The organism is Achromobacter aloeverae (assembly GCF_004121055.1).
GTDB classification, from domain to species: domain Bacteria; phylum Pseudomonadota; class Gammaproteobacteria; order Burkholderiales; family Burkholderiaceae_B; genus Bordetella_C; species Bordetella_C aloeverae.
Map to the genome: position 1 here is coordinate 182,366 of NZ_PYAL01000008.1, position 22,590 is coordinate 204,955.

General features: G+C 66.3%; 19 protein-coding genes. 12 read left to right on the forward strand and 7 right to left on the reverse strand.

Annotated elements, in window-relative coordinates:
• Window positions 1-165 precede the first annotated feature (165 nt).
• On the forward strand, window positions 166-1,098 hold the full coding sequence (locus tag C7R54_RS24365) for a LysR family transcriptional regulator (protein ID WP_240039694.1): 933 nt from the start codon (window positions 166-168) through the stop codon (window positions 1,096-1,098).
• On the opposite strand, the gene C7R54_RS24370 is transcribed toward C7R54_RS24365, so the two are convergent.
• The 4 genes from C7R54_RS24370 to ppc all read right to left on the reverse strand — a co-directional run bounded on the left by C7R54_RS24370 (window position 1,076) and on the right by ppc (window position 7,611).
• Window positions 1,076-1,978 (reverse strand): NAD(P)-dependent oxidoreductase, encoded by a 903-nt coding sequence (locus C7R54_RS24370; protein WP_129153311.1) that lies wholly within the window; start codon window positions 1,976-1,978, stop codon window positions 1,076-1,078. The genes C7R54_RS24365 and C7R54_RS24370 overlap by 23 nt on opposite strands.
• A 26-nt stretch (window positions 1,979-2,004) precedes the next feature.
• Window positions 2,005-3,036 carry a Bug family tripartite tricarboxylate transporter substrate binding protein gene (locus C7R54_RS24375; RefSeq protein WP_129153312.1) on the reverse strand — a complete coding sequence of 344 codons (1,032 nt, stop codon included), beginning with the start codon at window positions 3,034-3,036 and terminating at the stop codon, window positions 2,005-2,007.
• Between the two features lie 55 nt (window positions 3,037-3,091).
• Window positions 3,092-4,570, reverse strand: a complete 1,479-nt coding sequence (locus tag C7R54_RS24380; protein WP_338026241.1) for an aldehyde dehydrogenase — start codon at window positions 4,568-4,570, stop codon at window positions 3,092-3,094.
• A 203-nt stretch (window positions 4,571-4,773) separates the two neighbouring features.
• Window positions 4,774-7,611, reverse strand: coding sequence for a phosphoenolpyruvate carboxylase (ppc, locus tag C7R54_RS24385; protein WP_129153314.1), 2,838 nt, complete (start codon window positions 7,609-7,611; stop codon window positions 4,774-4,776).
• A 257-nt stretch (window positions 7,612-7,868) separates the two neighbouring features.
• Between ppc and C7R54_RS24390 the strand changes: the two genes are divergently transcribed.
• The gene (locus tag C7R54_RS24390; protein WP_129153315.1) at window positions 7,869-8,636 is read left to right on the forward strand and encodes a GNAT family N-acetyltransferase; all 768 of its coding nucleotides are present in this window, start codon (window positions 7,869-7,871) and stop codon (window positions 8,634-8,636) included.
• Here the strand turns inward: C7R54_RS24390 and C7R54_RS24395 are convergent.
• A complete protein-coding gene (locus C7R54_RS24395) occupies window positions 8,626-10,029 on the reverse strand; it encodes a type II toxin-antitoxin system HipA family toxin (protein WP_129153316.1) in 1,404 nt (467 codons plus the stop codon). The genes C7R54_RS24390 and C7R54_RS24395 overlap by 11 nt on opposite strands.
• Entirely contained in the window at window positions 10,026-10,310 is a 285-nt protein-coding gene (locus tag C7R54_RS24400) for a helix-turn-helix transcriptional regulator (RefSeq protein WP_192903736.1), read from the reverse strand. Before C7R54_RS24400 ends, C7R54_RS24395 begins: the two co-directional genes overlap by 4 nt.
• Window positions 10,311-10,680: 370 nt before the next feature.
• On the opposite strand from C7R54_RS24400, the gene C7R54_RS24405 reads away from it, so the two are divergent.
• The 10 genes from C7R54_RS24405 (at window position 10,681) to C7R54_RS24450 (ending at window position 20,860) form a co-directional block, all read left to right on the forward strand.
• The gene (locus C7R54_RS24405; protein WP_192903737.1) at window positions 10,681-11,922 is read left to right on the forward strand and encodes an ATP-binding protein; all 1,242 of its coding nucleotides are present in this window, start codon (window positions 10,681-10,683) and stop codon (window positions 11,920-11,922) included.
• A complete protein-coding gene (locus tag C7R54_RS24410) occupies window positions 11,829-12,545 on the forward strand; it encodes a response regulator transcription factor (RefSeq protein ID WP_129153319.1) in 717 nt (238 codons plus the stop codon). The genes C7R54_RS24405 and C7R54_RS24410 overlap by 94 nt, the downstream gene beginning before the upstream one ends.
• Before the next feature lie 164 nt (window positions 12,546-12,709).
• Complete coding sequence (locus C7R54_RS24415; RefSeq protein ID WP_129153320.1) at window positions 12,710-13,096, forward strand: response regulator; 387 nt, start codon at window positions 12,710-12,712, stop codon at window positions 13,094-13,096.
• A gap of 41 nt (window positions 13,097-13,137) precedes the next feature.
• Complete coding sequence (locus C7R54_RS24420) at window positions 13,138-14,427, forward strand: paraquat-inducible protein A (RefSeq protein ID WP_129153321.1); 1,290 nt, start codon at window positions 13,138-13,140, stop codon at window positions 14,425-14,427.
• Window positions 14,420-16,048: a PqiB family protein gene (locus C7R54_RS24425; protein ID WP_129153322.1), complete on the forward strand. Its 1,629-nt coding sequence runs from the start codon at window positions 14,420-14,422 to the stop codon at window positions 16,046-16,048. The genes C7R54_RS24420 and C7R54_RS24425 overlap by 8 nt, the downstream gene beginning before the upstream one ends.
• Complete coding sequence (locus C7R54_RS24430) at window positions 16,045-16,641, forward strand: PqiC family protein (RefSeq protein WP_129153323.1); 597 nt, start codon at window positions 16,045-16,047, stop codon at window positions 16,639-16,641. Before C7R54_RS24425 ends, C7R54_RS24430 begins: the two co-directional genes overlap by 4 nt.
• 51 nt (window positions 16,642-16,692) lie before the next feature.
• Window positions 16,693-18,177 carry an efflux transporter outer membrane subunit gene (locus C7R54_RS24435; protein ID WP_240039714.1) on the forward strand — a complete coding sequence of 495 codons (1,485 nt, stop codon included), beginning with the start codon at window positions 16,693-16,695 and terminating at the stop codon, window positions 18,175-18,177.
• The gene (locus C7R54_RS24440) at window positions 18,174-19,298 is read left to right on the forward strand and encodes an HlyD family secretion protein (protein ID WP_129153325.1); all 1,125 of its coding nucleotides are present in this window, start codon (window positions 18,174-18,176) and stop codon (window positions 19,296-19,298) included. Before C7R54_RS24435 ends, C7R54_RS24440 begins: the two co-directional genes overlap by 4 nt.
• Complete coding sequence (locus C7R54_RS24445) at window positions 19,288-20,340, forward strand: DUF2955 domain-containing protein (RefSeq protein WP_129153326.1); 1,053 nt, start codon at window positions 19,288-19,290, stop codon at window positions 20,338-20,340. The genes C7R54_RS24440 and C7R54_RS24445 overlap by 11 nt, the downstream gene beginning before the upstream one ends.
• A 13-nt stretch (window positions 20,341-20,353) precedes the next feature.
• A complete protein-coding gene (locus C7R54_RS24450; protein WP_129153327.1) occupies window positions 20,354-20,860 on the forward strand; it encodes a transporter suffix domain-containing protein in 507 nt (168 codons plus the stop codon).
• Between the two features lie 17 nt (window positions 20,861-20,877).
• Here C7R54_RS24450 and aspT read toward each other — a convergent pair whose 3' ends face one another.
• Window positions 20,878-22,581 carry an aspartate-alanine antiporter gene (aspT, locus tag C7R54_RS24455; protein WP_158021281.1) on the reverse strand — a complete coding sequence of 568 codons (1,704 nt, stop codon included), beginning with the start codon at window positions 22,579-22,581 and terminating at the stop codon, window positions 20,878-20,880.
• Window positions 22,582-22,590: the final 9 nt, after the last annotated feature.

Sequence of the window (22,590 nt, forward strand, 5' to 3'; positions counted from 1 at the left end):
GCGCTCCGGGTAAACCCGGCATGCGTGTCGGCCAAGCTCGGCCGTGAACCGGCTATTCTCCGGTCCATACCTCCTATAACCAGGACCCGGGATTCCAGGACCCAGGCGCCGGCCGGCCCGGCCCGCGGCCTGGCCGGTCCCTATGCGAGACCAGCCTTCATGGACATGAGACAACTCCGTTACTTCGTCATGGTCGCGGAAGAACTGAGTTTCAGCCGCGCGGCCGAACGCCTGCACATGTCCCAGCCGCCGCTGTCGCAACACATCAAGCTGCTGGAGGAAGACATCGGCGTGCAGCTCTTTCATCGTACGCGCAGGGAGGTCAAGCTGACCGACGCCGGCGCGGTCTTCCTGCGGGAAAGCCGGCTGCTGCTGGGGCAGATGAAGACCGCGGTCAGCGCCACGGTACGCGCCGCCCAGAGCGACGCCGGCGTGCTGCGGCTGGGCGTCGCCACCTCGGCCCTGTTCCATGTCCTGCCCACCTTCGTCGATATGGTGCGGGAACGCTATCCCGGCGTGGAAATCTCGGTCAGCGACATGCAGTCGCAAGACCAGATCGCGGCGGTCAGCCATGGCCAGCTGGATATCGGCCTGGTGCACATCCGGCCCGACCGCAGCAAGCTGATGCGCATGCCGATCTACCACGAGCACTACATGGCCGTGCTGCCGCAAGGCCATGCCCTGGCCGCCAAGCCGGACTTCACGCTGGCGGACCTGGCCGACGAGCCCATGATCGCCCTCTCGCGCGAATCCGGGCCGACCGTCTTCGACGCCATCGTCGCCAGCTGCTACGAGGCCGGCTTCAGCCCTTCGTTCAAGCACGCCGCGCGCAGCCCGCTGACGATCTTCCAGATGGTGCGGCTGGGTTTCGGCGTGGCGCTGGTCCCGCGCTCCTATGCGTCCAGCGCCTATCCCGGCGTACTGTTTCGCGATCTGCCGCCAACGGCGGGACATGTGCGCATGGAGGCGGTCTGGAGCGAAAAGCACGCCTCCGAACTCACGCTGAAGATCGCCCGCGAACTGCTGCCACGGCTGGCGCCGGACATGGCGCCCGGTGCGGCGGCGCCCCTGGAAGCTACGGCTTCACATCCTGCTTAGGCGTGATACGCCCGTCCACCAGTTGCACAATGGCGGGATGGTAGTTGTTGACGATGCCGGCGTCGTGCGCCTGGCACATCAGGTTGTAGGTGTAGCTGGCGATCTTCGGCTGGAAGGATCCCGCCTTCGCCAGCGACAGCGCAAGGCTGGCATCCTTGATGGCGTAGACCATGGGGAACACCTTCTCCGGGAAGCTGTCCTTCACCAGGGATTTCATGCCGTGGTTGCGCAGGGCGAAGCTGTCGGCCGACCCGCCGGCCAGCAGTTCGAACAGGCGCTCGCCGTCCATGCCCGCGCGGCGGCCTATGGTCAGCACCTCGGACAGCGCATTCACCGTCATGAAGACCATCATGTTGTTCAGGATCTTGACGACCTGTCCGCAGCCCGTATCGCCACAGTGCAGCACGTCGGATCCCATGCAGGACAGCAGCGGCTTGAGTTCCTCGTACTGCGCCACGCTGCCGCCCACGCTGATCAGCAGCGTGCCCTTCAGCGCCGCCTCGGCCGTGCGCGCCACCGGCGCATCGACGAACGCCACGCCCCGGGCCTTCAGTTCCGCGGCCAATGCGCGGCTGCGCGCCACGTCGCTGGTGCTCATGTCGACGATCATGGCCGGCTTGCGCGCGCCGCCGGCCAGGGCACGCGCCACGGGCTCGACCTGGTCGATCGACGGCAGCGACAGGAACACCACGTCGGCCTTGGCGCCCACATCGGCCGCCGACGCTTCCGCCTTGCCGCCGTTGGCCGCCACACGGCCGACCGCGTCGGCGTTCATGTCGAAAATGTGTACCGGCAAGCCCGACTTGCGCACCAGGTTGTTGCACATGGGTTCGCCCATGACGCCGAGGCCGATGAATCCGAGAGTCTTGTATTTGCTCATGCTGTCTGCTCCATGCCGACGCCGTATCAGGCGTCCGCCTTGATATGTGCCTTGTTGATCAGGTCGCGGTACTTCTCCAGCTCGCTCGCCGAATATTTGGCGAAGGCGTCCGGCGAGGTGCCCATGGGGATGAAGGAAATCGCCGCAAGCTTTTCGGCCACGGCCGGCACCTTCAGCGCCTTGGCGGTTTCCATGTGCAGCCTGTCGACGATGGCGCGCGGCGTGCCCGCCGGCGCCCACAGGCCGTACCAGCTGGGCATGTCGAAACCCGGGAAGCCGCTTTCGGCCACGGTGGGCACATCCGGCAGCGATGCCAGCCGCTGCGCACTGGTCACCGCCAGCGCGCGCAGCTTGCCGGCCTGCACATGCGGATAGGCCGACGCCATGGGTTCGATCTGGGCCGAGACATGTCCGCCCATCACGTCCATCAGGGCGGGACCGCCGCCCTTGTACGGAATGATGGGCATGTCGACCTTCGCCTGCACGTTGACCAGCGCGCAGGCCAGGTGCCCGGCCGCGCCGAAGGCGGCGATGGCCCACGTGACGTGGCGGGGATGCTTGCGCGCATCTTCCACCAGGTCGCCCATCGTCTTGTAGGGACCGTCGGCCCGCACCACCACCAACTGTGGCTGCGCGCCGATCTCGGTGATGGAGACGAAGTCATTGAGCGGATCGTAGGTCGCGGTGGCCAGCAGCACCGGGTTCGCCACCTGCAGCGAAGCATTCAGCAGGATGGTGTAGCCGTCCGGCTTGGACTGCTTCACGTGCTGGGCGCCCATCACGCTGCTCGCGCCCGGCCGGTTCTCGATCACGACGGGCTGCCCCAGTTGCGCCTGCAATTGCGGGCCGACGGTGCGCGCCACGGTGTCGACCGAGCCGCCCGGCGGGAAGGGCACTACCAGGCGTATCGGCCCGGCGGGCCAGGCCTCCGCGGTCGTCGCCGCCACGGCTCGCGCGGGCGGATTCACACCCAGCATGGCGGCGCCTCCCAACGCCAGGCCGCGCTGCATCCACGCGCGCCGCCCCGGGGAAATCGCCTTGAGGGTCTTGTCTCCCATCTTTGTCTCCTTTTATTCTGATTGTCATCGCGGTCATCATTGGCGACCGCGGCGTTCAAGTCCGGATGGCGAACGGGTCCCTGACCTCGGTGGAGTAGTCGATCATCACGTTGCGTGTCGTCAAGTACTCGCGCAGGCCCGCTTCCCCACGCTCGCGGCCGATGCCGGACTCCTTGAAACCGCCGAACGGCGCCCCTGCCGCCAGGGCCCGATAGGTATTGACCCAGACCGATCCCGCCACCAAGGCACGCGACACCCGCATTGCCCGCGACAGGTCGCGGGTCCACAGGCCTGCCGCCAGGCCATAGCGGCTATCGTTGGCCAGCCGTATCGCCTCTTCCTCGGTATCGAAGGGAATGATGGCCAGCACCGGACCGAAGATTTCCTCCTGGGCCAGGTGGCTGGCGTTGTCCACGTCGGAGAAAATCGTCGGCTGGATGAAGTAGCCCTCGCCCAGCCCTTCGCCTTGCGCGCGGCCGCCGCCCGTCACCAGGCGCGCGCCGGCAATCTTGGCGCTGTCTATCGCCGCCAGGATGCGGCGGAATTGCGGTTCGTTGGCAACCGTGCCCATCTCCGTCGCGGGATCGAGCGGATCGCCCATGCGGATGCGCTGGGCGCGCTCGGCCAGGCGGTTCGCCACCTCGTCCAGGACCTTGCGCTGTACCAGCAATCGGGAGCCGGCGACGCAGGTCTGCCCGGTCGCGCCGAAAATGCCGGCCAGGGCGCCGACCACCGCGCGATCCAGGTCGGCGTCGTCGAAAATGATGTTGGGCGACTTGCCGCCCAGTTCCAGCTTGACCGGCACCAACCGGCGGCCGGCCATGGCCGCGATCTCGCGGCCGACGCCCGGGCTGCCGGTGAAGCTGACCAACGCCACGCCAGCGTCTTCGACCAGCGCGCGCCCGGTCTCCGCACCGCCGGTGACGACGTTGAATACGCCGGCCGGGAAGCCGGCCTCCTCCACCAGGGACGCGAACTCCAGCGTCGACGCCGATGCATGTTCGGACGGCTTGACCACCACGCAGTTACCCGCCGCCAAGGCCGGCGCGAGCTTGTTGGCCAGCAGCGCCAGCGGAGAATTCCATGCGGTGATCAAGGCGGCGACGCCATAGGGCTCCAACGTCAGGTAGTCCAGCACGTCGGCCTGGTCCACGGGCACCTGCTGGCCGAACAGCTTGTCCGCGTAGCCGGCGAAATAACGCAGCTGTCGGCCCACCCACATCATCTGCGGCTTGGTCTCGCGCACGATCTTGCCGTTGTCGGTGCTTTCGATGCGCGACATGCGCTCCGCGTCTTTTTCTATCAGGCCCGCCAGCTTGAGCATCAAGGCGGCGCGCCTGATGCCGGGCGTATGGCGCCATTCCCGCTCGAACGCGCGGTTGGCGGCGGCGACGGCGGCGGCCACGTCCTGCACGCTCGCGTCGGGAATTTCAGCCCACACCGCGCCGGTATAGGGGTTGGTGCTTTGCAGCATGCGGCCGCCGGTGCCGGGCACGCGCTGGCCATCGATGTATAGGGAATACTTCTGTATCACGCTCGTCTCCTGCTGGCCCTGGGTCGCCGGACCATGCGAAACCATGACCCTCCCACGCTGCCTGTGCCGTCTGAACGCGGCAAAAGGCAGTGTAGGAGTGGAGATCAAGAGCGTCTAATACCGTTTCGCACGTTCAGTTATAGGGAAACGGCGAAAGTAACGGCGGCGACGGCGGTGGCCCAGGCCGCCCGCCGCGCGCGCCATCAGCCGCTGTTGCGCAGGGCGGCGGCGATGCCGTTGATGCTGATGTGGATCGCGGTCTGGATGCGTTCGTCGGTCTCGCCGGCCCGCCAGCGGCGCAACAGTTCGACCTGTATGTGGTGCAGCGGATCGATATAGGGAAAGCGATGTCGCATCGAACGCGCCAGCCCCGGGTTGCCCGCCAGCCGGTCCGCGCTGCCGGTGATGCCGGCCAGCGCGGCCACCGTGCGGTGCCATTCCGCCGCGATCGCATCGAAGACCTTCGCGGCCAGTACCCGGTCCTCCACCAGCGTGCTGTACTTGCGCGCCAGGTTCATGTCGCTCTTGGCCAGCACCATATCGATATTGGCCACCAGCGTGCGGAAGAACGGCCACTCCTGGTGCATCTCGCGCAAGAGACGCCAGGCCGCGTCCGCGCCATCGGGATGATGCGCGACGTAGCGGTCCACGGCGCTGCCCAGGCCGAACCATCCAGGCAGGGTCAGGCGGCTCTGGCCCCAGCCGAAGCCCCAGGGAATGGCGCGCAAATCCTCCAGCCTGCGGCCCGGCTTGCGCGCGGCCGGACGCGAGCCGATGTTGAGTTCGGCGATCTCCCGCACCGGCGTCGCGTCATAGAAATACGCCGCGAAATCGGGGATGCCGTAGACCACGTCGCGATACGCGGCCATGCCCGCGTCGGACAGGGCCTGGGCCGCCGCCAGATAGTCCTCGCCTACCGGATGGCTGCCGTCCGACCGATCGCGGCCCGGCACCGCCGGCAGCAGCGTGGCTTCCAGCGTGGCCGCGACCAGCGTTTCCAGGTTGCGCCGCGCGATTTCCGGGTTGGCGTACTTGGACGCGATCACCTCGCCTTGTTCGGTCAGGCGGATCTGCGCATTGACCGTACCGGGCGGCTGCGCCAGGATGGCCTCGTAGCTGGGGCCGCCGCCGCGCCCCACGGCCCCGCCGCGGCCATGGAACATGCGCAGGCGCAACGGCGCGCCGTATTGCGCCGATAGTTCGGTGAACAGGCGCGCCAGCGCCACTTCCGCCACGTACAACTCCCAATGGCTGGTGAGTATGCCGCCATCCTTGTTGCTGTCGGAATAGCCCAGCATCACGTCCTGTTCAGCGCCCGAACGCAGCACCATGGCGGCGATGCCGGGCAGCGCGTAGTACTCCCGCATGATGGCCGGCGCGCGCCGCAGATCGCCTATGGTTTCGAACAGCGGCACGACGATGACCGGCGTGCGCGCCGATGCCGGCCAGGCGCCGGTGAGGATGCGCGCCTCCTTCAGCAGGACCAGCACTTCCAGCAGGTCGCTCACGTCTTCCGTGTGGCTGATGATGTAGTGGCGCAGCGCCTGCGCCCCATGCGTATCGACGACCTCGCGCGCGGCGGCATAGATGTCCAGCTCGCCCCGTGTACGGTCGCCGTAGCCATGGCCGGGTATGGTCAGCGGGCGCGGGTCGGCCAGCGTGCGCAGCAACAGGTCGCGGCGCGCCGGCTCGTCCAGCGTTTCGTAGTGCGCTTCGATGTCCGCGGCCCGCAGCAGTTCCGCGATCACGGCCTCATGCTGGTCCGAGCTCTGCCGCATGTCCAGCGTGGCCAGGTGGAACCCGAACACTTGCGCCTTGCGTATCAGTCCGCGCAGGCGTCCGGCCGCCAACGCGCCGCCGTAATGCGTCTTGAGCGACGTCTCGATGACGCGCAAATCGGCGAGGAATTCGTCCACCGTCGCATAAGGCGGACGGGTCACGCTTTCATGCGGATGGATATTCTCATTGGCCAACAAGGTGCGCAGACGGGCGGCGAGCCGGGCATAGACCACGGTCAGTGCGCGCCGGTAGGGCTCGTCGGCGCGCCGCTCGCTATCGTCGCCGGAAGACTGGGCCAGGTCGTGCAGGGCCTGGCTGACCGCCACGCGGCGTTCCGACAGGGAAAGCTCCGCGCCCAGCGCGTGCACTTCCGCCAGGTAATGCCGCAGGGCGACGCGCGACTGCCGCTGCAAGGCATAGCGCAGGGAAGCGGCGGACACGTTGGGGTTGCCATCGCGGTCGCCGCCTATCCATTGGCCCATCCTGAAGAAGACCGGCAGGTCCGGTGCATCCAGGCGGTCCTCCAGCCCCTCGTACAAGGCCGGAACTTCGGCCAGGAAGGTCGACTCGTAATAGCTCAGTGCATTGTCGATCTCGTCCTGCACGGTCAACCTGGCGTTGCGGATCATGCGCGTCTGCCACAGCTGGGTCACGCGCGCCCGGATGGCAGCCTCGGTCTCGCGCAGGTAGCCGGGCAGGCGCGCGTCGTCATCATCGCGCGCCTGGGCCTGGCGCAATTCCTCCCGGCGGCCCAGCAGGCCGGCGATGGCCTTTTCCGCGTCCAGGATGCTCTTGCGCTGGACTTCGGTGGGGTGCGCGGTCAGCACCGGGGAAATATAGGCCCGCTCCAGCGTCGCGACGATATCCGCCTGGCCGACGCCGGCGGCTGCCAGGCGATCCAGCGCCCCGGCGATGCTGCCGCGCGAGTGTTCGCCGCGCCGTTCATGCGCCTCGCGGCGGCGCAGGAAGTGCCGGTCCTCGGCCAGATTGGCCAGGTGGCTGAAGTAGGTGAATGCCCGCACCACCGTCACGACCTGGTCGCCCGTAAGCCCGTGCAGCAGGGCTTCCAGCTGGCCCTCGGCGCCTTCCCGGTCCCCTTGTCCGCGGCGGTCGGCGACCGCCAGCTGCCGTATGTGCTCGATCAGGGCATAGGCGTCCTCGCCCTCCTGCTCGCGTATCACCTCGCCCAATATCTGGCCCAGCAGGCGGATATCCTCCAGCAAGGGTTTCTCTTTATCGCTCTCGACCTGCTGATTCTTCATGGTTTTCGAAATCCAGGGAAAGCCTTCGGGCAGGGCGGCGCCAGCTCGGACGGAGCGGCGACGGGCCGAAGGGACAAGATGCGGGAGGGCCCACTATACGGGGCTTGGGATTTTTTTTCCGGCGGCCTGGCCACGCCAGGGGAACGTCCCAATTCTGGACTCCGAAAATTTCCCTATTGTGGTCCATACGGATGGACCACAAAGGTCCTAGAATCCCCGCAGCCACCCTCCCCTTTTTTCGCGCACGACAGACAACCATGGCATCCCGCACCAACGAATACGGACAACCCATAGGCCCCCCCCTGCCGGACTGGTCGCCGCCCGCCGAGCCGGCGGGCGTCACGCTGCAAGGCAGGCATTGCCGGCTGGAGCCGCTGGACGCCGAGCGGCATGCCGCCGATCTCCATGCGGCGTATCAAGCCGCGCCCGACGGCCGCGACTGGACCTATCTCTCCGTGGAGCGGCCCGCCACGCTTGAAGACTTCAAGCGCTACGCCGCGAACGCCGCGCGAAGCCGTGACCCGCGCCACTACGCCGTGATCGACCTGCGCACCGACAAGGCCGTCGGCACCCTGGCCTTGATGCGCATCACGCCGGCCGCCGGCGTCATCGAGGTCGGCCACGTCACGTTCTCGCCCCTGCTCAAGCGCACGCCCATCTCCACCGAAGCGCAGTACCTGCTGATGGCCTACGTCTTCGACCAGCTGGGCTACCGGCGCTACGAATGGAAGTGCGACAGCCTCAACGCGCCGTCGCGCGCCGCGGCCGATCGCCTGGGTTTCACCTTCGAGGGGATTTTTCGCCAGCTGGTCGTCTACATGGGACGCTCGCGCGACACCGCCTGGTTTTCCATCATCGACGCGGAATGGCCCTTGTTGAAGCAGGCCTTCGAAGCCTGGCTGGCGCCGGAGAACCACGATGCGCAGGGGCAGCAGCGCAGATCCTTGTCGGCCGTGCGCGAGGAGCGACGGGCAGCGATGGACGGACAACCAACGGCAGACGGACAGGCAAGGCTCAAGGCTTGAACCGCTGGCGCCGGGCCAGCGATTCGACGAAGGGATGCGCCTCGAAGTGGGCCAGCAGTTTTTTCTTCTGCTGGCCGGTGATGCTCGCGGCCGCAATCAGCGCCGGCCAGGTCCGGCTGGCCTTGCGCACGCAATCCGTGATGATCTTGGCAGCGGGTTTTTCGGGTATGCCCAAGGCGCCGCAGAATGCCCGCAGCAGTAGCGGTGAAAGCTGCTGCCTGGTCTTCGGCGCGTCCCGTGTATCGCGGCGCCTGGGCAGGATGTCCGGCGGGACAATCAACAACCCGTGGCCCACGTTGCGGTTGAAGGCGGCATAGGCAACGATGTCGTAGGCGGGGGGGAATTCCGGCGTCCGGCCGTCCGGGTAGCGCAATCCGATATTCTTCAGGTGCATGTCCGGATTGCCCAGCATCTCGTTGACCACCAGACGACGCAGCAATTCGTGTACGGCCGCCTCGCCCAGCGACTCGAAAGCGTACAGCACCGCCGCCACGTCCAGATACGTCAGGGGGCTGCCCCCGCGACGCCCGCCGCCGTATTTATCCTCGGGCATCTGGCCCAATACCTGAGCGAAGTCCTCGCAATGTATGCGTCCTCCCTCAGGCTTGCGGTCGTAGCGCACGACCGCAAGGAATTTCGTCCGGCCATCGGCGTCGCCCAGGTCGTAGCCATGTTGCACGGCCAGCTTTTCCAGGGGCTCCAGATACGCCTCGCAGGCATTTACGCCCGCGGCGGCGGCCAGTTGCAACGACAGGTACTCCAGCTCCGGCATCCTGGGCTGTCCCACGACCGGCAGCTTGGCGATGATATGCGTGTCGGCATCCTTGGTGCGCCCGACATAGCGGTCGCCATCCTGGATCACCGCAACCTTGGGCTGCACGCCGGATAGCGACACGCCGTCCTCCATGGGCGCCTCCGTGACCGACATCTCCAGCGCATCCTGGTCCTGGGTGATGTACCGGCTGATTTCCTCCTGGGACAACACGACCGGGAAAGCATGGACATTGCCCGGCAAATCCTTGCCGCAGGCCGCCAGCATTTCGAAGTTGTCCGTCGGCGCGCATGCCCGCAGCGCGGCGACATGGTCGCGGAATACCCCTTCGGGCAGGAGATTCTGGAAGAACGCCGGCAGCAGCCAGCCATTGCGGTTCGAATACCGCCCATTGAACGGCGTGGCGGTAATGTCACGCCAGAACGCCGCCTGCTGCGCGGGATTCTCGGACAGGTAGGCCGCCGACACGACGGGCGGATCGACCCGCCGCACGAAGGCGTCGTCGGCCACGAAGCGCGTGACGACCTGCGCGTCGTCGCGGCCGGGCTCGCGATATTGAAAGAGCACCCCGATACGCTGCTGCTGCTGGCCTATCGAGATTCCCAAGGCCTTGATGTTCACGTATCCGCCCCGTGTTTCGACCCGTCCACCCGCTCCAGCGCGCCAGCGACACGCGAGCGGATCGCCGGTTCCGTCACTGGGCCCGCCGCCACGGCCGGCGCGGCCTCCAGGGGCGCCAGGATCAGCGCCAGCCCCAATCGATCCGCCAGGGCGAAAAGCGTGCTGAGCTTGAAGTCCTCCGCGCCGCTCAACACCTTGGTAAGCGTGCGCTGGGACAGGCCAGCCTCTTCCTTGAGCCGCGCCTGGGTAAGCCCCCGGCGCTTGATCGCGTCTCTCAGCACTGTCGCAACATCAGCGTGGGTGTTCATAGCATTAAAGTAGTGTATATGTGCATAAAGATACTTTAGCACTACTTTTCCATGGTCTTCGGCCTACGCAAAGGATACTTTAATACTATTTTCGCAGATTACACTACTATAGCGCCATTTTGCTCCTTATGCCGGCGTGGCCCGCTACCCCTATCGGCCGCTGGCGACGGGGAGGCCACCGCAATGGTTCCAGGTGGGAGACATACGAAAGATCTAATCCCTTTACGTTCGTCGCGCCGGCACAGTAAGCTGCGTTTCAGTTCTACGCCAGCGGCGGTCGCCGGAATCCGAAGGCGCCGCTTCCGCAAGTCGCATGATGGTCTCCAGAGGGGAGTGCGGCGCAATGAGCCCTGTCGATAACATCGATAAGAATGCTGTCGTAGCTACATCCGTCTCGCGCCACAACGCGAGAAAAGGCCCTCGCAAAGCGGCTGTCGTCCCAGTGGGCGCCACGCTGCCGGGGCATGTAGCGTTGCACGATGGCACACAACTCCACGGGCTGCTGGAGCTGCTTCCCTTTGCCGTACTGCGGATCGGCCCGCACGGCCGCATCCTGCAGTCAAACGCCGCCGCGGACGCCCTCCTGGGCTACGGCGCCGACGCCCTGGCCGGCATGTCTGTCGAGACGCTGATCCCCGGCTTGAAAATACGGGCGCCGACGTCCGGCCAGGCCACTGCCGTCGCGAACAATCAACCTGCCCGCAGCGCGCCGTCCGGAATGGCGCGCTGTGCCGACGGTTCGGAAATCCCCGTGACGGTAATCACCGCGCCGCTGTCACCCGCGATGCAATCCGATGTCGTGATGACGATCATCGACCAGAGCCAGCAATACGAACTGGAACTCAATAAAAGGGTGCTGGCACACATGACCCGGGTGTCCACGCTGGGACAACTCGCTGGCTCCCTCGCGCATGAGCTGAATCAACCTCTCACTGCCATCCTCAGTAACGTGCAGACTGCTCAACGCCTGATGGCGTCGCCAGCCTGGAACCCGACCGAAATCCGGGAAATACTGAATGACCTCGTGAAGGACAACCACCGTGCAAGCGAGGTGTTGCGCAAAGTCCGCCTGCTGGTCAAGGAAGGCCCGCCCGAGCGGGAACCCGTCAGCCTTGGCGGCGTGATGCAGGACGTCGCCTTGCTGATGCACAGCGCCGCGATCGTGCGCGGCATCCGGCTATCCCTGAACATCGCCCCGGATCTTCCCCCCGTCTGCGGCGACCGCGTGCAATTGGAGCAGGTCGTACTCAACCTCGTCCTGAATGCATTCGACGCGCTGGCATCGCGCCCTCCCGCGGATCGCCTGGTGACCATCGACGCAGAGCCGGGGGAGCAGAACATGGTACGAGTCGTCGTGCGCGATCGCGGCTGCGGCTTTTCGGGCGATGTTCTCCAAAGTATCTTCAAGCCATACTTCACCTCCAAGCGCGAAGGACTCGGGCTCGGGCTATGGATCAGCCTCTCGATCGTGGAAAAGCACGGAGGCCGCATATGGGCGGAACACAATCAAGGGCAGGGGGCCGCGATTTTCTTCACTGTGCCCAGCATGGGGGCGATAAGCCCTTCGGCCGCGGAGAAAGCATAGTTCTCGCGCCTATCGTCTTTGTCGTCGACGACGACGATACCGTCCGCCGCGCGCTGGTCCGGCTGATCGGCTCGGCGGGCTATCGCGTTGCCGACTTTCCGTCGGCGGCCAGATTCCTCGAACATCCCTACGCCACGGACGATCCGAGCTGTCTTGTCCTGGACGTGCAGATGCCCGACCTCGGCGGCCTGGACCTGCAACGCGCGCTCAATGAGGCGAGTACATCGCTCCCCATCATCTTCCTCACCGGGCATGACGACTGTCCCACCATCGTAAAAGCCATGAAGGCCGGCGCCGTCGATTTCCTGGCGAAGCCGGTGGAGAGCGACGATCTGCTGCATGCCGTGGCGACCGCCCTGCGCGACGCGACGCAGGCGCTCGAACGACGGACCTCGCGCGAGCTGTTCCGCAGGCGTCTTGCCAGACTGACGCTCCGGGAACGCGAAGTCATGGTGCTGCTGGTCAACGGCTGCCTGAACAAACAGGCCGCCTACGAGCTTGGCATCGCCGAGAAAACCGTGAAAGTCCATCGCGCCAGGGTCATGAAGAAGATGGAGGCGAAGTCCCTCGTCGAACTGGCCAGGGCTGCCGACAAGGCCGGCGTATCCCTCTTCCTGGCCTGATCCGCGGCTCCGGACCCTGGCGACACGCCGCGTCGCCATCGAGATTCCAGCGCGCCGGCATGGGCATTGGACCAAGGTCCAATACCCATATCCCCCCACCTGTCATAGCCTAGCTCCACGTTCCACACAACACATCGCTCGCCTCCACACGGGGATCGTTCGCCATGAGCCACGCCAAATCGTTCGTCGCCGTCGTGGATGACGACGATTCGGTAAGCCGCGCCGTAAAGCGGCTGTTGCGCTCCATAGGCGTGGCAGCCAACACGTTCAAAACGGGCGATGCGCTTCTGGATATGCTCGACGCTTTCCCGACCTACCGCCCCGCCTGCATCGTCCTGGATATGCAGATGCCCGGGCTGAACGGCCTTCAGACCCAGCGGCAGCTTGCCGGCACCGGCATCCCCATCATCTTCATCACGGCCCATGACGAGTCCGATATGCGTGCGCAAGCGCTGGCGGCCGGCGCCGTGGCCTACTTGCGCAAGCCCTTCGAAGACGAGGTCCTCATCAGGGCAGTCACCTTGGCCATGGAGCCGGACGACGGCGCATAGCGACGCCGCGGACGGCAAAACGCCTCGACGAGCGAAACACCATGGACCGTTCCTCTCTCATCGCTTGCCACGACTGCGACCTGCTGCAACGCGAGACCGTGCTCGCGCCGGGCGGCATCGCCTGCTGCAGGCGCTGCCGCGCGGAACTGTATCGCAGCTATCCGGGCGGCACGGCCCGCCCCCTGGCCTTCGCGATCGCGGCAGCGATCTTCTTCGCCATCGCGAATCTATTCCCGATACTCGGGCTGAAGGTCAACGGCAATATCGTCCAGACTACGCTGTCCGGCGCCGTCTGGCTGCTCTATCGCGACGGCATGTGGCCACTGAGCGGGCTTGTCTTCATCACCACCATACTCACGCCCCTGACCGAAATCCTGGCGGTGCTGTACCTGCTGATTCCCTTGTACCTGCGTCGGACGCCGCCTTGGCCGCGCCTGGCTTTCCGCGTCCTGCTGCTGGCGCGCCCATGGAGCATGACGGAAGTGCTGATCCTGGGCGTGTTGGTCGCGCTGGTCAAGCTGGCGCATCTCGCGAGCGTCGTGCCGGGCGTGGGACTATGGACCTTCGGCGCCGCGATGATGTCGCTCGCCGCCATGGCGGCGGCGTTCGACCCCCGGATTGTCTGGGCCTCGAGGCACCATCCACTCGCCCGTAACGGCGACAACGGCGGCGACGGCGTGCCCGCCCTGCGCGGTGCGTCCCGCCTGTCGGCGCCGACCGCCGCGCGCGCAGGCATCTGCGTCTGCCATGGTTGCGGGCAGCTATCCGTTCTCCCGCCGCATGCCCACGCCGGCGACTGTCCGCGTTGCGGCGCCCGCGTGCACCTGCGCAAGCCCGACAGCATCCCCCGCACCTGGGCGCTGCTGTCCGCCGCCATGATTCTGTACGTCCCCGCCAACCTGCTGCCGGTGATGAATACCCGTTCATTGTTCGGCTCCCAGAACGACACCATCATGAGCGGCGTCGTCTACCTGTGGGTATCGGGATCCTGGCCCCTGGCCATCGTCGTCTTCATCGCCAGCGTCGCCGTGCCCATGCTGAAGATCCTTGCGCTCATGTTCCTGGTCGTCACCGCCCAGATGCACAACGCCGGCATGTCCTTGCGGTGCACGCGCATCTACCGGATGCTGGAATTCGTGGGGCCATGGTCGATGCTGGACATCTACGTCATCACCATCCTGGTCGCGCTCGTCCAGTTCAGCTCGCTCGCCACGATCAAGGCTGGCCCGGCCGCCATCGCTTTCGGCGCGGTGGTCGTCCTGACCATGCTGGCGGCCAGGGCATTCGATCCCCGCCTGCTCTGGGACGCCGAGGAGAAGCGCCATGCCTGAGCCCAACGAAACTGCCGGCGCCACGGGGCCTGCCGGGCTGCCCGAAGCAAGCGCCAGTCCCCCTTCGCGCTGGAGCGTCCGGCTCGTATGGCTGGTGCCGCTCGTGGCCGTGCTGATCGGCGTCTGGCTGGCCGCGCAGGCGGTCATCGAGAAAGGCCCCACCATCACCATCCAGTTCCCCACCGGGGAAGGACTGGAAGCGGGCAAGACCAAGATCAAGTTCAAGAACGTCGACATCGGCGTCATCAACCACGTCGACCTGGCGCCCGACTACAAGAGCGTGGTCGCCACCGCCGAGCTGACCAAAAGCGCCACACGGCTCCTCGTCGAGGATACGCGCTTCTGGCTGGTGAGCCCGCGCATTTCCGGTGGATCGGTGTCCGGCCTCAGCACGCTCCTGTCCGGGTCGTATGTCGGCATGGACACGGGTTCCAAGACCAAGGAACGGCATGAATTCGTGGCGCTGGAAGAGCCCCCGGTACTCGTCAGCGGCACGCCGGGGCGCGAGTTCGTACTCAAGAGCGAAAGCCTGGGCTCGCTCGACGTGGGCGCACCCGTCTACTTCCGGCGCCTGCAAGTGGGACAGGTGACGGCCTATACGCTGGATCCGACAGGCGAAGGCTTGACCTTGCGCATCTTCGTCAACGCTCCCTATGACCGCTACGTGAAGGACGAAACGCGATTCTGGCATGCCAGCGGCGTGGACGTGTCGCTGGATGCCAGCGGCGTGAAGGTCGACACCGAATCGCTGGTAAGCATCCTCACGGGCGGTCTCGCGTTCCAAAGCCCGCCAGAAGCCCTCAATGCCAAGGTCGCGGACGCGGACACCGAGTTCCGGCTCTTCAACAACCGCACAGAAGCCATGAAGCGACAGGACCGCATCGTCGATACCTACGTCTTCAATTTCAAGGAGTCGGTGCGCGGCCTGGCGATAGGCGCGCCGGTGGATTTCCGGGGCATCGTGGTCGGCGAGGTAATCGGCATCTACACCCGCTACGACAGGGTCAAGGGCGAATTCAGCATCCCCGTGGAGGTGCATCTTTATCCGGAACGCTTCACGTCCCGCTACGCTTCGGGAGCCCCAGGCGGCAGGCTTGGCGACGACCCGCGCCAGACGGCGCAGTGGCTGGTGGAGCACGGGCTGCGGGGACAGCTGAGGACCGGCAATTTCCTGACCGGCCAGCTGTATGTCGCAATGGATTTCTTCCCCAACGCCCCCAAGGCAGGCGTGCTATGGGACAAGGGCCCGCCTGAGTTGCCGACCATTCCCGGCGGCCTGCAATCGCTGCAGGACTCGATCACCGGCATCGTCGAAAAACTGAACAAGCTGCCGCTCGACGACATGGCCAAGGATCTGCGGCAAGGCCTGAAGGACGCCAGTACGCTGATGAGGACATTGAACAACAGCGTGGCGCCCGAGGCCCGGGCCGCGATGGTGGCCGCCCGGGCAGCAATGGAATCCGCGACCCGATCCATGCAGCCCGTTCCCGCGCTCGCCCAGGGCGCGACGGAAGCCATGCGCGAAATGGCGCGGACCGCGGCGTCTTTCCGGGCGCTGGCGGATTATCTGGAGCGCCATCCCGAGGCGCTACTGCGCGGCAAGACGGAGCAAAGGCAATGAAGCGACTTCCCCTGTTCATGGCCGGTCCCATGTTGCTGCTGACCGCATGCGCCACCTCGCCCGCGAAGTTCTATACCCTCGATGCCCAGGCGCCGGCACGCGAAGCTTCGGGACAGGCCGTTCCCGCGATCATCGTGATCAGCCACGTATCCGTCCCGGAACTGGTGGACCGGCCACAATTCGTGCTGAGGATCGACGCCACCCGGATCAGGATAGACGAGTACTCGCGCTGGGCGGAACCCCTTAAGGAACAGATCGCCCGCGTGCTGGCCGCCGACCTGGCCCTGTCCTTTCCTGGCGCGTTGGTCTCGACGTCCGCGCGCTGGGAGGATCAGGCTCGCACCCATCAGGTATCGGTCGAGGTGCAGGGCTTCGAATCGACGCCGGGCGACAACGCCACGATCGCAGTCCTGTGGACCGTCCGCTACCCCGGCAAGGAAGACACCCGCAGCGGACGGTCCATCGTGCGGGAGCCGGTCAAAACGCAGGAGAACGCGGACCTCGTGCAAGCCCACAGCCGCGCGCTGGCGGGCATCAGCGCCGACATCGCCCGCGCGATCCAGGCCAAGCCACCCTTGACACCGAGCCCCTGACGCGCCGGGTCCGCCATGCTGCCCGTGGATAGCCTCCGCCGCCTGCTGCTGATGGGCGTCGTCTGCCTTACCGCTTGCAAGGCGGTGGGACCGGACTTCGAGCCGCAACGCGAGTCATGGCCCGGCACCTGGACCACCGCCGCGCTGGCGCAGGCCAGCGCACAGGGCGCCGAGGCCACCCACCAGGATACCCGCGGCTGGTGGCGGGTCTTCGGCGATCCGGCGCTGGACGCGCTGATCGCCGAAGCCGACCAGTACAACGCCGGACTGCGGATCGCGGGATTGCGCATCATGGAGGCTCGTGCGCAACTGGGCATCGCCCGCAGCGGACGCTATCCGCAGGTACAGGTCGCCACCGCCGACGCCCTGTACCAGAACCGCAGGCAGTTCAATAACACGAGTCCCCTGCCCTCCAGCTTCTGGCAGTACAGCGCCGGCGTGAATATCGGGTGGGAACTGGATTTCTGGGGCAAGTTCAGCCGCGCCATCGAGTCCGCCGATGCTGCCTATTTCGCGGCCCAGGCCAATCGCGAGGATGTCCTGGTACTGCTGCACGCCCAGGTGGCGGAGACCTATTACGCCCTGCGCGTGGCCGAGGCGCGGCTGCGCATTGCCGGCGACAACGCGCGGATCCAGCGGCGCAGCCTGGAGATCACCGAGCGTCTGTTCAAGGGCGGCGAAACCGACGAACTGGATGTGCAACAGGCCAGGACCCAGTACCTGGGCACCTTGAGCAGCATCCCGGACTTCGAGGGCCAGATCGCCCGTAGCCGCAACGCGCTGGCGGTCCTGGTCGGCCGTCCGCCCAACCCCATGCCGGAGGTGCCGGCGGCAGCCAGGCAGCCGCCGGCCATCCCGTTGATCGATAAGGCCGTGCTGGATGACGTGCCCGCGAACCTGCTGCTGCGCCGCCCGGACATCCGTGCCGCCGAACTGCTGATCGCCGCGCAGTCGGCGCAGATCGGCGTGGCCCTGGCGGACCTCTATCCGTCGCTGACCCTGCTGGGCAGCCTGATATGGTCCGCCACGTCCTTGCCAGGCAGCGGCAGCACGCTGGCGCTGATAGGCGGCCCCAGTCTGACGTGGAATATCTTCGACCATGGCCGCATCAGGAACACCGTGCGGGTCCAGGACGCCAGGCTGCAGCAGTTGATCGTCGCCTACCAGGACGACGTGCGCCAGGCTGCCCGGGAGGCGGACGACGCAGCCACCGGCCTGGTGAAGTCCGTGGAGCGCGACGGCATCTTGCGCGATGCGTCGCAGGGAGCCGAACGCGCCCTGGTGCTGGCCAATACGCTATACCGGGAAGGCTACACGAACTTCGAACGAGTGCTGGACGCCCAGCGGGCCTTGGCGGTCCAGCAGGATGCCTATGTGGTGAATCGCGGCAACGCGGTGAGCGACCTGATCGCCCTGTACAAGGCCCTGGGCGGCGGTTGGGACACAGACCAGCCATGGGTGGACGATGCCACACGACGCCAGATGCAGCAACGCACCGACTGGGGCGGGCTGCTGGATGAAGGGGCGCAGCCATGAGCGACGCATCCAGTGCCCGCCCACCCGCGTCCGGCGGCACGGCGCCTGCCTCCGACCCATCGCGTAAAGGCGTCCGGTGGGTCGTGCTGCTGATCCTGCTCAGCCTCGCCTGGTATCTTTTCGCCGACCGCTACACGCCCTATACGCAACAGGCGCGGGTACAAGCCTATGTCATTCCCGTCGCGCCGGAGGTGGCGGGCCGGGTGACCAAGGTCTATGTGCGCAACGACCAGGATGTCCACGCCGGCGCTCCCCTGTTCGATGTCGATCCCGAGCAATACCGCATTGCCGTCGACAGGGCGCGCGCCGATCTCGAATCGATGCGGCGCCAGGTCGGCGCGGGTACGGCGGGCATCGCATCCGCGCTTGCCGCGTTGCGCGCCGCGCAGGCCGGTGAAACCCGGGCCCGCCAGGACGCGCGGCGCCTGGAAGGCCTGTATCGCGAGGATCCGGGCACCGTTTCCCTGCGACGGCTGGAATTGGCACGCGCCACGCTCGACCAGTCGATCAGCCAGGTCGCGGCCGCACGCGCCGAGGTGCAGCGCGCCCGCGAACAGGAAGGCGGCCCCGAAGACGTGAATGCCAGGCTGCTCAGCGCCGCCGCTGCCCTGGAAAAAGCCGAGCTCGACCTGGCGAACACGCGCGTGCGCGCGCGCTCGGCCGGCCTGGTCGTGGACCTGCAGACCGATACCGGCCAGTTCGCCGCCGCGGGCAAACCCGTGATGACGCTGATCGCCATCCATGACGTCTGGATCAGCGCGGAAATGACCGAGAACAACCTTGGCCATATCGTGCCGGGTTCGCCCGTGGGCATCGTCCTGGATGCACTGCCGGGCCATGTCTTCGAGGGACATGTGCGCAGTATCGGCCGCGGCGTCAATGCGGGGCCGCCCAGCCCGCCGGGCACCCTGCCTTCGGTGCAGAACAGCCGCGACTGGCTGCGCCCCGCCCAGCGCTACCCCGTCATCATCCAGTTCGATCCCGGCGAATTGCCGGACGTCAGCGCGCTGCGCGTCGGCGGCCAGGCCGAAGTCATGGCGTTCCCCACCCAAGGGAATCCCTTGAATCCGCTTGGGCGTCTCTATCTGCGCATCATGAGCTGGTTCTCCTATGTCTACTGACACGTCCGCACTTGCCTTCCCCCTAGGCCGCCGTGCGCTGCGGCTGGCGGCCGGCGTGGCTTTGTGCATGGCCGCCAGCTTCGGCCTGGCGCTGCCGATACCGTTCATCGCGCCGGCGCTCGCGGTGTTCCTTTTCACGATGATGCCTCGTCCGCTTTCCTTCAAGGCGGCGGCCGGCTTGCTGCTGGTGGTCTTGTTGACCACCAGCGTCGGCCTGCTGCTCACGCCCGTCCTGCGCCACTATCCGGGCAGCGGCGTGCTGGCGATCGGCTTGAGCCTCTTCCTTGCCTTTCGCTACGGCTTACGGGGTGGCAACGCCGTTGTCTCGCTGTTTCTGGTCGTCGGCCTGACCATGATTTCCGCCGCCGGGTCCGTCGCGTTCGCCTTGGCGCTCGTCGTGATCGAAGCCTTGCTGAAGGGCTTGCTGGTCGTGCTCGTGGCCTTGCCCTTGTGCCATTGGCTTTTCCCCGATCCCGCCGGCCTGCCGGCCGCGCCGGCCCCTCCCACCCTGCCCCATGCGCTAGCCAGCCGGGTGGCGCTGCGCGCGACCCTCATCGTGCTCCCCGCCTTGCTGCTTGCCTTGACCGATCCGCTCGCCTACATGCCGATACTCATGAAGTCGGCCAGCCTTGGGAAGCAGAGTTGCGCGCTCGCGGCGCGCGGCGCGGCGAAGGAAATGCTGGGATCCACGCTGTGGGCCGGCGTGCTGGCACTGCTGTTCTGGCACGCGCTGGGCCTGCAAGTGAATCTATGGATGCTCTTCCTCTGGACCCTGCTGTTCGGGCTGGTGATAGCGGCCAGGATCTACCGGCTGCGACGCTCGCGCTTTTCCCCGGGCTTCTGGTTGAACACCCAGGCGACGATGATCATCCTGCTGGGCCAGTCCATCCAGGACAGCGTCGCGGGCAAGGATGTCCAGACCGCTTTCGCGGTGCGCATGGGACTGTTCCTGTCCGTGGCGCTGTATGCATGCCTGATGCAGCACCTGCTTGCGTGGCCAGCTCGCCCATCCCCTTCTTCCAACGCCCTCATGCCTTCCTGAAAGGAGCGACATCATGACCATCCTGTCCGACACCGACACCGCCCAGGAACCCGCCGCCACGGGAGGATGGCGTTTCAAGGTGGGCATCGGCCTCTTCCTCTTTGCCTTCGCCTTGTGGCTGCTGGTGCCGCTCGCAGGATGGCTGGACGTGCCCGGCGGACGCATCGCGGCATTGACCGGGGTCATCTTCATCGCCAACAAGGTGCTGATCATTACCTGCATCGCCGTGATGGGCAAGGTGGGATTCCAGCAACTCAAGGCGATCGTCTTCGGCCATGCGAAGCGCCTGGCGCCCGTCGCCACGGTGGGCCCTGTTCGCCACGCCATCGGCCTCGTGATGTTTTTCGTTCCGCTCATCTCGGCCATGCTGGAGCCTTATGTCGACACCATCTGGCCCGGGCTGCGCCCCAACCTGTGGCAAGTCCAGGCGGCGGGGGACCTCATGCTGATTGCGAGCCTCTTCGTGCTGGGCGGCAATTTCTGGAACAAGCTGCACGCGCTGTTCGTCCGCACGGCATGACGCTCGACGTCCTCCAGCTACCGCCATCCGTAAGCCAATACCACGACCAGTCCCCCACAAGTGGTCAACAGGATATTGGACGTGGCATAGGGCACGGTGTAGCCGAGGACGGGAATCCGGCTGCCCGCTTTCTCCTGCACCGCGGCCAAGGCGGCGGTAAAGGTCTGGGCGCCCGCCAGGCCGCCCAGCAACAGCAGGGGATTCATCTTGAGAACGTACCGCCCGATCAGCAGGGCCGCCAGCAGCGGAGCCCATGTCACGGCCACGCCGGCCAGGATGATGCCTACCCCAAGCTCGCCCACCGCGCGCACGAACTCCGGCCCGGCCTGCAATCCCGCCGCCGCGACGAAACCGGCCAGACCGAAATTGATCATGAAGTCCAGGGCCGGCTGGGGTATCTCGCCCAGGGCCGGACGCTCCGTGCGCAACCAGCCGAAGAAGAGGCCGGCCAGCAGCACGCCGACGCTCGTGCCCAGCGTCAGCCTGAAAACGCCGATATCCACATAGGGCAGGCCGGCCAGAACGCCAATCAGGATACCGAAGCCCAGCACCGACAAGCGTGTCGACACCGTCGCCGGCAAGGCTTGCCCCATTTCCCCGGCAACCCGCTCCACGGCCTGGGTGGGCCCGATCAGCGTCACGATATCGCCCCGGCTGAGCGTGGTGGATGCGCCAAAGGGTATGTCCTGCCCGCCACGCGTCAATGAACGCATGCCCACGCTGCGAAAGCTCAGTATCTTGCCGTCCACCAGCTCCTGCAAGGTCGGTCCGGCAAGCTGCCGCTTGAGGACGATGACGCGCAGGATGGAGACCGGAAAATCGAGCAGCTCCGGCTCATGCAGCTCCTTGCCGAACAGCGGGCCGACCGCCACCAGCGCCTCGCTGCGGCCGTGTACCACGATCACGTCGCCGGGCAGCAATACCGCGTCCGGTCTCGCCTCGATATCCGCCTGTCCCCGGCGGATACGCTCGACGAAATAGCGATACTGGTGACGGGCCTGTTCCGCGTCGGCGATGCGGCGGCCCGCGAACCCGGCATCCGGCAGCACCCTATAGGCACGCGCCGCGAACTTCAGGTAGCCGGAGAGCACGCCATCCGACTTGGTCTTGATCCCGTACTGCTCTTCCAGCGCGGACGCCTCCTTGCGAAGATCGATGCGCAGGATGCGAGGGGCGATGACGCTGATGAAGAGAATGGCGCCGACCGCGCCGAAGACATAGGTCAGCGCATCGGCGACCGCGACATGGCTCGCCAGCAGGCGATGCGTCTCGGAAGAAACAGGCAGGTTCGCCAGCGCGTCCGTCGCCGTCCCGATGGCCGACGATTGCGTCAGCGCGCCGGCAAACAACCCCGCCGTCAACCCAGCGTCCAGCCCCAGGACATGGCCCATGCCGAGTGCCACCCCCACTCCCACGACGACGACCACCAGCGACAACGCCATCGGCTTTACGCCATCCCGCTTGAGCGCCTGGAAAAACTGCGGTCCGGCGGAATAGCCATTCGCGAAAAGGAAAAGATAGAACAGGCTCCAGCGCAGTTCCCGGCTGGCCTCGATGCCGACCTGGCCGATGACCAGGCCGGCGATCAAGGCGCCCGTCGGCGTGCCCAGGGAAAAGCTGCCGATGCGGATATTTCCCAGCACATAGCCTATCGGTATGGCCAGGAACATCGCCATTTCCGGCGACTTGCGCAATATGGCCGGAATCCATTCGAACGGCATGTCTGCTAC